Source organism: Bacillus sp. FSL R5-0593, assembly GCF_038603755.1.
Classification (GTDB): domain Bacteria; phylum Bacillota; class Bacilli; order Bacillales; family Bacillaceae; genus Bacillus; species Bacillus velezensis.
In genome coordinates this window covers 4,096,385-4,108,100 of record NZ_CP152011.1, presented here as the reverse complement: position 1 = coordinate 4,108,100, position 11,716 = coordinate 4,096,385, and the positions used below count along the sequence as shown (strand labels likewise).

At 45.8% G+C, this 11,716-nt stretch carries 11 protein-coding genes, 4 tRNA genes and 1 pseudogene; 13 read left to right on the top strand and 3 right to left on the bottom strand.

The window, feature by feature from the left end:
• The first annotated feature begins 19 nt into the window (after positions 1–19).
• Complete coding sequence (locus NYE36_RS20465; RefSeq protein WP_106080293.1) at positions 20–1,312, top strand: glycosyltransferase family 4 protein; 1,293 nt, start codon at positions 20–22, stop codon at positions 1,310–1,312.
• Between the two features lie 79 nt (positions 1,313–1,391).
• Here NYE36_RS20465 and NYE36_RS20460 read toward each other — a convergent pair.
• Together NYE36_RS20460 and NYE36_RS20455 are read right to left on the bottom strand one after the other, a co-directional pair.
• Positions 1,392–1,637: pseudogene (locus tag NYE36_RS20460) on the bottom strand (hypothetical protein); the annotation flags it as partial.
• 92 nt (positions 1,638–1,729) lie between these two features.
• Positions 1,730–1,873, bottom strand: coding sequence for a YycC family protein (locus NYE36_RS20455; protein ID WP_007407902.1), 144 nt, complete (start codon positions 1,871–1,873; stop codon positions 1,730–1,732).
• Between the two features lie 118 nt (positions 1,874–1,991).
• On the opposite strand from NYE36_RS20455, the gene NYE36_RS20450 reads away from it, so the two are divergent.
• Entirely contained in the window at positions 1,992–2,201 is a 210-nt protein-coding gene (locus NYE36_RS20450) for a hypothetical protein (RefSeq protein ID WP_032866861.1), read from the top strand.
• A gap of 30 nt (positions 2,202–2,231) precedes the next feature.
• Here NYE36_RS20450 and NYE36_RS20445 read toward each other — a convergent pair whose 3' ends face one another.
• The gene (locus NYE36_RS20445; protein WP_007407900.1) at positions 2,232–2,429 is read right to left on the bottom strand and encodes a DUF2188 domain-containing protein; all 198 of its coding nucleotides are present in this window, start codon (positions 2,427–2,429) and stop codon (positions 2,232–2,234) included.
• 170 nt (positions 2,430–2,599) lie between these two features.
• On the opposite strand from NYE36_RS20445, the gene dnaB reads away from it, so the two are divergent.
• The 11 genes from dnaB to yycI all read left to right on the top strand — a co-directional run bounded on the left by dnaB (position 2,600) and on the right by yycI (position 11,715).
• Positions 2,600–3,964, top strand: a complete 1,365-nt coding sequence (dnaB, locus tag NYE36_RS20440; RefSeq protein ID WP_004393100.1) for a replicative DNA helicase — start codon at positions 2,600–2,602, stop codon at positions 3,962–3,964.
• A 117-nt stretch (positions 3,965–4,081) separates the two neighbouring features.
• Entirely contained in the window at positions 4,082–4,495 is a 414-nt protein-coding gene (locus tag NYE36_RS20435; RefSeq protein ID WP_095284494.1) for a VOC family protein, read from the top strand.
• Positions 4,496–4,733: 238 nt separating this feature from the next.
• Positions 4,734–6,026: an adenylosuccinate synthase gene (purA, locus tag NYE36_RS20430; RefSeq protein ID WP_012118894.1), complete on the top strand. Its 1,293-nt coding sequence runs from the start codon at positions 4,734–4,736 to the stop codon at positions 6,024–6,026.
• 203 nt (positions 6,027–6,229) lie between these two features.
• Positions 6,230–6,305: transfer RNA gene (locus tag NYE36_RS20425), tRNA-Lys, on the top strand.
• 8 nt (positions 6,306–6,313) lie between these two features.
• Positions 6,314–6,385, top strand: a tRNA-Glu gene (locus NYE36_RS20420).
• An 84-nt stretch (positions 6,386–6,469) separates the two neighbouring features.
• A tRNA-Asp gene (locus NYE36_RS20415) sits at positions 6,470–6,546 on the top strand.
• Between the two features lie 36 nt (positions 6,547–6,582).
• Positions 6,583–6,655, top strand: a tRNA-Phe gene (locus NYE36_RS20410).
• Positions 6,656–6,991: 336 nt separating this feature from the next.
• A complete protein-coding gene (gene walR / locus NYE36_RS20405) occupies positions 6,992–7,699 on the top strand; it encodes a cell wall metabolism DNA-binding response regulator WalR (protein ID WP_004393104.1) in 708 nt (235 codons plus the stop codon).
• 6 nt (positions 7,700–7,705) lie between these two features.
• Complete coding sequence (gene walK, locus NYE36_RS20400) at positions 7,706–9,541, top strand: cell wall metabolism sensor histidine kinase WalK (RefSeq protein WP_004393106.1); 1,836 nt, start codon at positions 7,706–7,708, stop codon at positions 9,539–9,541.
• Positions 9,531–10,889 (top strand): two-component system activity regulator YycH, encoded by a 1,359-nt coding sequence (gene yycH / locus NYE36_RS20395; protein WP_160242471.1) that lies wholly within the window; start codon positions 9,531–9,533, stop codon positions 10,887–10,889. Before walK ends, yycH begins: the two co-directional genes overlap by 11 nt.
• The gene (gene yycI / locus NYE36_RS20390) at positions 10,876–11,715 is read left to right on the top strand and encodes a two-component system regulatory protein YycI (protein WP_040238684.1); all 840 of its coding nucleotides are present in this window, start codon (positions 10,876–10,878) and stop codon (positions 11,713–11,715) included. Before yycH ends, yycI begins: the two co-directional genes overlap by 14 nt.
• Position 11,716: the final 1 nt, after the last annotated feature.

Sequence of the window (11,716 nt, the reverse complement as noted above, 5' to 3'; positions counted from 1 at the left end):
TGAGAGAGGGGGAGCGGATGTGAAAGAAGAGATCGGCAAGCCGAACGGTCTGGTGCCTCTAGCCTTATTGCGCGTCATGGATCAATTTTACGGGATCGAACATCAAGGTGAGCCAGAGATGCTGTATTCGTTCTGTGCGGAAGGAAAAAGCTCCCCCAAACGAAAAAAGCCATTGCGTATTCTGTACGCAACCTTTCTCCGTTACCCGAATGTCGGAGGGTTGGCGAGTTATATCACATCAATTAAGACGGGTTTTGAGCGCATCGGTCATCAAGCGGATGTCATCTCGCCGCTCCAAATGCCGCCATCTTTTTTTCAGGAAGATATCCCGCGGGCCGCTGACGAGATCAGAGCGTTTCTTGTTGGCAGATACGGCGCCGCAAACGAAAAGTTTGTGAAGAATCTCAGCTATTTACATGTCTTTCAAAGATTTTTGAAGGAGAAAGACTTAGAACAATATGACCTGTTTCACGCGCAGGATTTATTTGCGGTATTTTTGCTGGGATACCTTAATCAAACGTACCAGCGTCCTCTTTTTTTCACGCCGCACGGACATTTTACGAAAAGCCGGATGAAGTTTCATAAAATCCAAAAGGGTTCAATAGAAGAGGCATATTTCAGTGAAATAGAAAGGCAGGGTATTCGGGCTTCGGATAAAATCATTACAATCAGCGACTCCTTTCACGAGCCCTTGCTGGAGTACGGAGCGAAGGAGGCTCAGCTGACGACTGTTCATACCGGCATTGACATTCAGGATGCCCCTGAGTCAAAACGTGCTGAAAAGCTCGTGATTGCGTGCGTTTCCCGTCTGACCGAGCGAAAAGGACATGATGTGCTGCTGGACGCTCTCGCCCGCATCCGGCACCATTTATCCGGAGTTGATATATGGATCATCGGAGACGGAAACATGAGAGGGTTTCTGGAAGAGAAGAGACGGAAACTGGGCCTCTCAAATGTGTTTTTCCTCGGAAAACGACGTGATGTGCCGGCGCTTTTGGCTGAATCATCTATATTTGTCCTGCCGACATTGAATGATAATTTCCCTATAGCGATCATCGAAGCGATGTTCTCAGGTCAAGCCATTGTCGCAACTGACTGCGGAGGAATCCCTGAGATGATCCGGCATGAGGCCACAGGGCTTATTTGTCAGCCCGGCAACAGCCGCGAACTTGCTGATGCTCTCGTAATGCTGATTACGGATCAGTCTCTCAGGGAACGGCTTGGAAAAGAAGCGCGCTCCTATGCCGGCCGGCATCTGCGTCAGGAACTGATGGTTTCAAAAATAGAAAGTATTTATCAATCATTTTTCTGAATGATACCGGCGCCGCATGGCAGGTGCTTCAAGAGCAAAATAAAGAGGCCGGCGTTTAACTATCCAGCCTCTTTCCGAACTATTTTTTCATCTCATACAGAGTCTGCTGACTTTGTCCGCCCGGGCCGCCTGTCATTCCTTGCCGGGCTGAGCTTGTTTTTCCGGTGCTGTATTGGTCAGCTGAGATTTTTGTGCCGTTCTTTTTCCTCCATGAGACAAGCTTCGTATTGCCTGAATTGTTTCCGGATAATAAGAAATATTTCACTTTTCCTTCGTCAACAAGTTTTTTCAGCTGTGAGACGGTTAAAATCGGATCGGTTCCGTTCAAAGAATGTTTTACCAAAATTTTCTTCGCGAAAAAAAGAGGCGGAAAGCCATCGCTTCCGCCTCCCGCACATATATATGAGAGAGCAGCCTTTATTTGTGATCGTTCTCTTTTTGGACTTCAGCTAATTTGGCAAGCAGAATGTGCTGAGGCATGTGCATGATTCTCTCAAGCGGCATATTCAGTGATTCTGCGAGCTTTTGCGCCGTTTCGGCGGAAATTTGCAGCGGTTTCATGTGATCACTCCTTCCGTTTCTTTATTGTACTAAAATCAGAAATCTATCGTAAGAGGATATGACAAAGGAATGGAGGTTTGAAAAGCGGGGCTTTATAACAGAATGGGGGAGGTTTTTTATGCAATCACCATTGATGTTATTACAGCTGAAGCTGGCTGATTATCAGAAAAAAGCCGCAGAACTGCGGACAATTGACGAATTTATTATACTGAAACAGACATTGCAGGACATGATGAAAGTATTCGCCGCCTGTGAAGAATGGGAGCTGTATCAAAAAACGGCCGATCTCATGTCGCAGACGGTGCTGCACATCCGTTTCATCGAATAAGAAAAGCCCTCGCTCGGGCGAAGGCTTTTCTTAAAAGGACCGTTCTTCTTCAATGTTTTTATGCTGATCATAAATGACAAGCTTAGACGGGCTGTTCTCTTTAGCCGTCTGCTCCGCTTTCTCGATCGCCGCGTCCTTTGATGTATAAAGAGCTGTCGGCGCCACATTTTCCACCTTCACAAACCATCCGTCCGCATCAACACTGGGTGTTACTGCATATGTTTTCATCCTTCTTACCTCCTGGTTTCGATTTATTTATTTGTTTCCCGGCATTCGGAATGGCGAAACACGCAGCCGCTGTTTGACAAATACAGGGAAAGAGATGTTTTTCTATTCTTTTTCTTGAGAAATGGTAAAATGGAGTTTGGATATTTTTTAAGGAGAGGACGGTGCTTAGCATGACAGACCTTCTGAATGATCGGCTGCCGCCGCAAAACATAGAAGCTGAGCAGGCCGTGTTAGGTGCTGTTTTTTTACAGCCGTCTGCGTTAACACTGGCTTCTGAAGTGTTGATTCCGGATGATTTCTACAGAATGTCACACCAAAAAATTTACAATGCCATGCTCGTGCTCGGAGACCGCGGTGAACCGGTTGATTTGGTCACGGTAACGTCAGAGCTTGCGAATACCGATTTGTTAGAAGAGGTGGGAGGCGTCTCTTACCTGACGGACATCGCGAATTCCGTTCCGACAGCGGCTAATATAGAATATTACGCGAAAATCGTTGAGGAAAAATCCATTCTCCGCCGTTTAATCAGAACGGCGACCTCAATCGCTCAAGACGGGTATACGCGCGAGGATGAAGTTGAAGATTTATTAAGCGATGCGGAAAAAACGATTATGGAGGTCGCGCAGCGAAAAAATTCGGGCGCCTTCCAAAATATCAAAGACGTGCTTGTGCAAACATACGACAACATTGAGCAGCTTCACAACCGGAAAGGCGATATTACCGGGATTCCGACTGGTTTTATTGAGCTTGACCGGATGACGGCGGGGTTTCAGCGGAATGATTTGATCATTGTCGCGGCCCGTCCGTCTGTGGGGAAAACGGCGTTTGCCTTAAATATTGCACAAAACGTGGCCACCAAAACGGATGAGAGCGTCGCGATATTCAGTCTTGAGATGGGTGCCGAGCAGCTTGTCATGCGTATGCTCTGCGCTGAAGGGAATATTAACGCCCAAAATCTCAGAACGGGAAATCTGACGGAAGAAGATTGGGGCAAGCTGACGATGGCGATGGGAAGTCTGTCAAACAGCGGTATCTTTATAGATGACACCCCCGGCATCCGCGTCAGCGAAATCCGTTCAAAATGCCGCAGGCTGAAGCAGGAAAACGGATTGGGCATGATTTTAATTGACTACTTGCAGCTCATTCAGGGAAGCGGCCGTTCAAGCGACAACCGCCAGCAAGAGGTATCGGAAATTTCACGGGCGCTAAAAGCGCTGGCGCGGGAGCTTGAAGTTCCGGTCATCGCCCTGTCTCAGCTTTCCCGGGGTGTTGAGCAGCGGCAGGATAAACGTCCGATGATGTCAGATATCCGTGAGTCGGGAAGTATTGAGCAGGATGCCGACATCGTCGCTTTCCTGTATCGTGATGATTACTATGATAAAGAATCCGAAAACAAAAACATCATCGAAATCATTATTGCCAAACAGCGTAACGGCCCGGTGGGCACCGTCTCACTGGCTTTTGTGAAAGAATACAATAAGTTCGTAAACCTGGAAAGGCGCTTTGATGACGGCGGTGTTCCAGCAGGTGCGTAAAGCCTCAAGCAATGTCTTGAGGCTTTTTTTCATCCGAAAGAATGAGAGAATGCCGTCCGTTCGGCAGACGAAAAAAAGAAAGCGCTTTTATATAATGGCATTAAGGGAGGGATGATGATGACAATTGAATTTCCGCAATTTCAAGCGGCGCAAATCCGGATTGCCCGGCCGACCGGACAGCTCAAAGAAATCATCAGGTTTTATGAAGAGGGCCTCGGGCTGAAGAGGGTCGGCAGTTTTTCCGGACATGAGGGCTACAGCGGCGTCATGTTCGGCCTGCCCCATACGCAATATCACTTAGAATTCACCGAAGAAACCGGCGCGTCTCAGCCGGCGCCCGTTCCGCACGGCGACAGCCTGCTTGTCTTTTACATCCAGAATCAGCAGGAGGTCATCCGCATCAGCACGAAATTAAAGCAGATGGGATATGAGGAGAAAGCACCCGAAAACCCGTACTGGGAAGAAAAAGGCGTGACCATCGAAGATCCTGACGGCTGGCGGGTCGTCCTGATGAATACAAGCGGCATATAAGTGACTGTCTGAAAAACCCTGATTACGGGTTCTTTTTCTTGTTAAAGCATGAAAGTTTCGGGAGTAATAGATAGCAAATGAAAGAGAAAACGCTTTTAATCATGTTTAAGGCGAACAAACATAGATTGATAAGATTTAAATGTTCGGATTTACGATTGACTTTCTGTTTCGGCACTGATACACTTAATTTGTTTGAATGAGATATCGTTTTGAAAGGTTAACGGAGGTGCACGGATATATGTCTTCAGTAGTCGTAGTAGGTACGCAGTGGGGCGATGAAGGAAAAGGTAAAATTACAGATTTCCTATCAGAAAATGCAGAAGTGATCGCACGTTATCAAGGCGGAAACAATGCAGGACATACCATCAAGTTTGATGGCGTCACGTACAAGCTTCATTTAATCCCATCAGGAATTTTTTATAAAGAAAAAGCGTGTGTCATCGGGAACGGAATGGTTGTTGATCCGAAAGCGCTCATAACGGAGCTTGCGTATCTTCATGAACGCAATGTGAGCACGGATAACTTGAGAATCAGCAACAGAGCCCACGTCATTCTTCCATACCATCTGAAACTGGATGAAGTAGAGGAAGAACGCAAAGGGGCCAATAAGATCGGCACAACGAAAAAAGGCATCGGACCTGCTTATATGGACAAAGCGGCGCGGATCGGCATCCGGATCGCAGACCTGCTAGATCGTGACGTGTTTGCAGAAAAGCTTGAACGGAACCTTGAAGAGAAAAACCGTCTGCTTGAAAAAATGTATGAAACGGAAGGCTTCAAAATTGAAGATATTCTGGATGAGTATTATGAATACGGCCAGCAGATTAAAAAGTATGTATGCGATACATCCGTCGTCTTAAATGACGCGCTGGATGAAGGCCGCCGCGTTTTATTTGAAGGCGCTCAAGGGGTTATGCTTGATATCGACCAAGGGACATACCCGTTTGTCACTTCATCCAACCCGGTCGCCGGAGGGGTGACGATCGGTTCAGGCGTAGGCCCGACAAAAATCCAGCACGTCGTCGGTGTATCTAAAGCGTACACAACCCGTGTCGGTGACGGTCCTTTCCCGACTGAGCTGAAAGATGAAATCGGGGATCAAATCCGTGAAGTCGGACGCGAATACGGCACAACGACAGGCCGTCCGCGCCGTGTCGGCTGGTTTGACAGCGTTGTTGTCCGCCACGCCCGCCGCGTCAGCGGAATCACAGATCTTTCTCTGAACTCAATCGATGTGCTGACTGGCATTGAAACATTGAAAATCTGTGTCGCTTACCGCTACAAAGGTGAAGTGATTGAAGAATTCCCGGCAAGTCTGAAAGCTCTCGCAGAGTGTGAACCGGTATATGAAGAAATGCCTGGCTGGACGGAAGATATCACAGGCGCAAAAACATTAAGCGATCTTCCTGAAAATGCGCGCCATTATCTGGAACGCGTGTCTCAGCTGACAGGTATTCCGCTTTCTATTTTCTCTGTCGGTCCCGACCGTTCACAAACGAACGTCATCCGCAGTGTATACCGCGCTAACTAAGAATTTGCAGCAAACAAGCCTCCGGTCACGGAGGCTTGTTTTTTTATGTAGGAAAAAAATAATAGATTTTTTTTCAAAAAAGTAGTTGCCACTTTCGAATGTTCTATGATATTATAAATCTCGTTGTTACGGAACAGCTTCAATAGAGTACTGCAAGAAAGCTTTTGTCTGAATGCTCTATGATACATAATCCGACACATCAGGAGCCATTAGCTCAGTTGGTAGAGCATCTGACTTTTAATCAGAGGGTCGAAGGTTCGAGTCCTTCATGGCTCACCACTTTTTATGGCCCGTTGGTCAAGCGGTTAAGACACCGCCCTTTCACGGCGGTAACACGGGTTCGAATCCCGTACGGGTCATTGATTTACTTTAGCGTTATTGCTAACTCCTTATTTGTCCTCGGAGGGCCGCCACGATACGGCTCTCCGGACAAATTACTGTAAGGTCCGGTAGTTCAGTTGGTTAGAATGCCTGCCTGTCACGCAGGAGGTCGCGGGTTCGAGTCCCGTCCGGACCGCCATTTTACTTTACTTTATAGTATAGAAAAGAAACATCTGGCTCGGTAGCTCAGTTGGTAGAGCAACGGACTGAAAATCCGTGTGTCGGCGGTTCGATTCCGTCCCGAGCCACTTACCCAAACGCATCTGCAATAGTAGGTGCGTTTTTTCTTTTGTTATAAAAAAGGGAGAGCCGGCTTTTCAGCCGGCCCAGAAGAAGACGTCAAACACTAGACGGCATTTTTTTTCGTGAGGTTTCAAAAAAATATTATTTTTTAAAAGAAAATAAAAAACATGACAAAAGGATGGCAGTTCAATACGTTTTTGCGCTGTTCTCTTTAATTTTTTTATCTTTTGACCTGAAACCGTTATAATAGACGGGGAACGTTTTTCACGATCCGAATTGTGATCATCATGAAACATCAATAGATGAAATGAAGTCATTCTGGCAGGAGGAAAATCAAGATGATGGATAAGAAAATCCTTGTAGTCGATGATGAAAAACCGATTGCAGATATATTAGAGTTTAATTTAAGAAAAGAAGGCTATGACGTGCATTGTGCGTACGACGGAAACGAAGCCGTGGAAATGGTGGAGGAGCTTCAGCCTGATTTAATTCTTTTAGATATTATGCTTCCGAATAAAGACGGAGTTGAAGTGTGCCGGGAAGTCCGGAAAAAATATGATATGCCGATTATTATGCTGACGGCAAAAGACTCGGAGATTGACAAGGTCATCGGGCTTGAAATCGGAGCGGATGACTATGTCACGAAGCCTTTCAGCACGCGTGAGCTTCTGGCCCGCGTCAAAGCGAACCTGCGCCGCCAGCTTACGGTTGCGCCGGCTGAGGAAGAATCAGCTTCTAATGACATTCATATCGGTTCTCTCGTCATCTTCCCTGACGCTTATGTCGTATCAAAAAGAGAAGAAACGATCGAGCTGACTCATCGTGAGTTTGAATTGCTTCATTACTTAGCCAAACATATCGGACAGGTTATGACGCGTGAGCATCTGCTGCAGACTGTGTGGGGCTATGACTATTTCGGTGATGTGAGAACGGTGGATGTAACAGTGCGCCGTCTCCGTGAGAAAATCGAGGATAATCCGAGCCATCCGAACTGGATCGTCACAAGACGGGGTGTCGGTTATTACTTGAGAAACCCTGAACAGGACTAACCGGCGATGAATAAGGTTGGTTTTTTTCGGTCGATTCAGTTTAAGATCACGCTGATCTATGTGCTTCTCATTATCATCGCCATGCAGATTATCGGCGTGTACTTTGTGAAACAGGTGGAGAATTCTCTTCTCAAGTCCTATGAATTATCGTTAAATCAGCGGATTGACAATCTATCCTATTATATTGAGCAGGAATATAAAGGAGATAATGACAGCACCGTCATTAAAGATGACGTCAAACGGATTTTGAATGATTTTACGAAGAATAATGAAATACGGGAAATTACATTTGTTGATAAAAGCTATGAGGTCGTCGGTTCCTCGAGGCCTTATGGCGAGGAAATAGCGGGGAAACAGACGACTGACCCGATTTTTAAACGGATTTTCTCAACAAAACAGGCCTATTCAAAAAAATATTATGATCCTAAAAGCAAAAACAGAGTGCTGATTTCAGCAAAACCTGTCGTCACAGAGAATCAGGAAGTTGTCGGCGCGATATATGTCGTGGCCAGTATGGAAGATACCTTTAACCAGATGAAAACCGTCAACTCGATTCTTGCTTCAGGAACAGGCTTAGCCCTTGTTCTGACGGCTCTTCTCGGTATATTTCTCGCCCGCACCATTACCCATCCGCTGTCGGATATGCGTAAGCAGGCGATGGAACTGGCAAAAGGGAATTTCTCCAGAAAGGTGCGGAAATACGGGCATGATGAAATCGGTCAGCTCGCAACGACGTTCAACCATCTGACGAGAGAGCTTGAAGATGCCCAAGCCATGACGGAAGGGGAGAGAAGAAAGCTTTCTTCCGTTATCGCGTATATGACGGACGGCGTCATCGCAACGAATCGCAATGGAGCTATTATTCTTTTAAACAGCCCTGCGCTTGAGCTGCTGAATGTTTCACGTGAAACGGCTTTAGAGATGCCGATTACGTCTTTATTGGGCATAAAAGAGAACTTTACATTTGAGGATTTAGTAGAACAGCAGGATTCAATGCTGCTGGAGATCGAACGTGACGATGAAACGACTGTACTGCGGGTGAATTTTTCCGTTATTCAGAGAGAGCACGGAAAAATCGACGGTTTAATCGCGGTTCTTTATGATGTCACCGAACAGGAAAAACTCGATCGGGAACGCAGAGAGTTCGTTGCCAACGTGTCTCATGAGCTGCGGACACCGCTGACGACCATGCGAAGCTATTTAGAGGCGCTTGCAGAAGGCGCGTGGGAAAATAAAGATATCGCTCCGCGTTTCCTAATGGTGACCCAAAATGAGACTGAGCGCATGATCAGATTGGTGAACGACCTGCTTCAGCTTTCTAAATTCGACAGCAAAGATTATCAGTTTAATCGGGAGTGGATTCATATGATCCGCTTTATGTCACTGATTATCGATCGTTTTGAAATGACAAAAGAACAGCATGTCGAATTTATCCGCGAGCTGCCGGACAGAAATCTGTACGTGGAGATTGATCAGGATAAAGTGACGCAGGTTCTCGATAATATCATTTCTAACGCACTGAAATACTCACCGGAAGGCGGACATGTCACTTTCTCAGTCGATGTGAATGAGAAAGAAGAGCTGCTTTATATCAGCGTAAAAGATGAAGGTATCGGCATTCCGAAAAAAGATGTGGAAAAAGTCTTTGACCGTTTCTACAGAGTGGATAAAGCGCGCACGAGAAAACTCGGCGGCACCGGACTCGGCCTTGCGATTGCAAAAGAGATGGTTCAGGCGCACGGCGGAGACATTTGGGCCGACAGTGTAGAAGGCAAAGGAACGAAGATTACATTTACTCTTCCATATAAAGAAGAGCAAGAGGATGATTGGGATGAGGCGTGAAAATATAAAAACAGTCATACTGTCAGTGCTGGTCGTCATTAGTCTTGTTTTAACATGGGGAATTTGGACATTCCAGCCCAATTTTTCAGAAGGCACGGCCTCAACCAAATCGACTGTCCGGGAAAAGCATAAAATTGATAAAACGAGCCAAAAAGTGTCGCAAACGGTAAAACCCCGGGATATGTTTATTCATACAAACGGCTCTCATTACAAAGTGGATGATGAGACGCTCTTTAATGACCTGTGGGCGGATTTGCCGCAATGGGAAGTAAAAGGGATGAAGGATATTTCCGATCAATACGACAAGCTCGGTTTTAAAAATTGGCTTTACGGCAGAAACGGCAATTCGGCAAAGCTCGATCTGCAATTCAATGACACCATTCCGATTGATTTCTTCCAAACGATGTTTAAATGGTCGAATCCGTCAATGGAATACAGCTCATTTGACCATATTGTCATTCCGTTTAATGAGAATAAGACGAATAAGAAGATTTACATGGTCTCGTACAGTAAGCAGCTGATTTTGGAAGTGACTGTGGAATCGGCGAATTACCGCAATCTGATGAATGAGCTGTACAGCAAAAAGTCGAGTATGCCGTTATACCACCTCTATTCGGTCGGAAAAAGCAAAGAATTTCTCATGCCGAATGCGCGGTTTAATATGAAGGAAAAAGAATTTATCACTGAAACCATTAAGACGAACCTGTTTAAGCAGACGCTTTTTAATGATCCGAGCACGGTCAGAGAAGACCCGAATTACAATCGGAATGTGCTGACTGACGGAATCAGCCGTCTGGAAATCAATTCGACACAGCGGCAGATTCAATTCCAGCATCGGAACCTGGCACAAAGCGCTTCTTACCAAACGGGTGAGCTGATTAAGAAAAGCTATAAATATTTAGAGGATACGGGAAGCTGGACGGATCATTATCAATTTTTCAATGTGAGTGATAACCAGCAGCTGAGTTTCTACATGTTTAAAGACCAAATGCCCGTGATCAACAGCACGTCTAAGCCTTTCGGATCCGGACCTGTTTTGACCCTGCAATGGGCCAATGACGAGGTTCTCAGCTACAAGCGGCCGAACTATGTTCTCGGACCGAATCCGATTAAAACAAAAGACGTAAAAATGATGAACGGCAATGAGGTTGTGTCTCTGCTGGAGCAGCAGGATAAATACGACGTGAATAAAATCGACCAGATCTTCCTGGCCTATCAAATGGTCTCTTCATCAACGAATGATCTCGTTGAACTGGAACCCGTCTGGAGTATGAAAATCAACGGGAAGATCGTTCCGATTACGAAAGATCTGCTGGGGAAGGAGGAGGACGATAATGGAGTGGAATAAGACAAAAACGATCTTCATCATTGCCTTCCTCATCCTTGATATTTTTCTCGGCTATCAGTTTTTTGAAAAACGCTCGAGCAGTGAATACGAAGTGATTAAAAATTCAAATGTGGAAAAAGACATGGAGATGGATCATATCACTTTCGGCAACCTGTCTTCTGATTCCGCGACGGGCTACCGGCTGACGGCGGGCCAAAAGGTATTTACCGCCGAAGATATTGATGCTTTGAAAGATCAAAAGCCTTTAATGGAGATGCCGGCGGATGATCACAAGGTTACCACACTGAAAATGAAATTTACCGATCCGGTCGGTTTATCGAAGCAAAAACCGCAGGAGGATGCGGAATCGCTCGTCAGCTCTAAAATAACCGGCGGTGAAAAATATAAACTGTGGAAAGTCGACAAGGATAAAAAACAGATCATTTTTTACCAGATGTATGACGGCCAGTTTATTTATCAGGATTTTGACTCGTCCACAGATGCGATCGGACAGGTGATTCTGCATTTGAACGATAAAAACGAGGTCGTATCTTACGAGCAGACCATGCTGGAGTCATTCAAGCGAATCCAGACGGAGAGCCTGATTCCTGAGCTTGATGCGGTCGAATTATTGTATTCTCAAAATTACTTAAAAGCGAATTGCGCCGTTAAAAGCGTTAAGTTCGGCTATATTGCCCAATATCCGCTGACAAGTACGCAGGTGCTGGCGCCGGTATGGAGAATTACAATTGAAGATAAGTCAAAAGGGACGAAGAAAAAGACACAGCAAACGTACACTGTGAATGCATTGGAAAGCACAGTCATTGATAACAATCAAAATAAATAAT

Excerpts from the sequence above, each read along its gene's own strand:
- NYE36_RS20455 (WP_007407902.1), bottom strand. The coding sequence starts at position 1,873 with ATGAAACCGCTGCAAATTTCCGCCGAAACGGCGCAAAAGCTCGCAGAA.
- NYE36_RS20450 (WP_032866861.1), top strand. The coding sequence starts at position 1,992 with ATGCAATCACCATTGATGTTATTACAGCTGAAGCTGGCTGATTATCAG.
- NYE36_RS20445 (WP_007407900.1), bottom strand. The coding sequence starts at position 2,429 with ATGAAAACATATGCAGTAACACCCAGTGTTGATGCGGACGGATGGTTT.
- dnaB (WP_004393100.1), top strand. The coding sequence starts at position 2,600 with ATGACAGACCTTCTGAATGATCGGCTGCCGCCGCAAAACATAGAAGCT.
- NYE36_RS20435 (WP_095284494.1), top strand. The coding sequence starts at position 4,082 with ATGACAATTGAATTTCCGCAATTTCAAGCGGCGCAAATCCGGATTGCC.
- purA (WP_012118894.1), top strand. The coding sequence starts at position 4,734 with ATGTCTTCAGTAGTCGTAGTAGGTACGCAGTGGGGCGATGAAGGAAAA.
- walR (WP_004393104.1), top strand. The coding sequence starts at position 6,992 with ATGGATAAGAAAATCCTTGTAGTCGATGATGAAAAACCGATTGCAGAT.
- walK (WP_004393106.1), top strand. The coding sequence starts at position 7,706 with ATGAATAAGGTTGGTTTTTTTCGGTCGATTCAGTTTAAGATCACGCTG.
- yycH (WP_160242471.1), top strand. The coding sequence starts at position 9,531 with ATGAGGCGTGAAAATATAAAAACAGTCATACTGTCAGTGCTGGTCGTC.
- yycI (WP_040238684.1), top strand. The coding sequence starts at position 10,876 with ATGGAGTGGAATAAGACAAAAACGATCTTCATCATTGCCTTCCTCATC.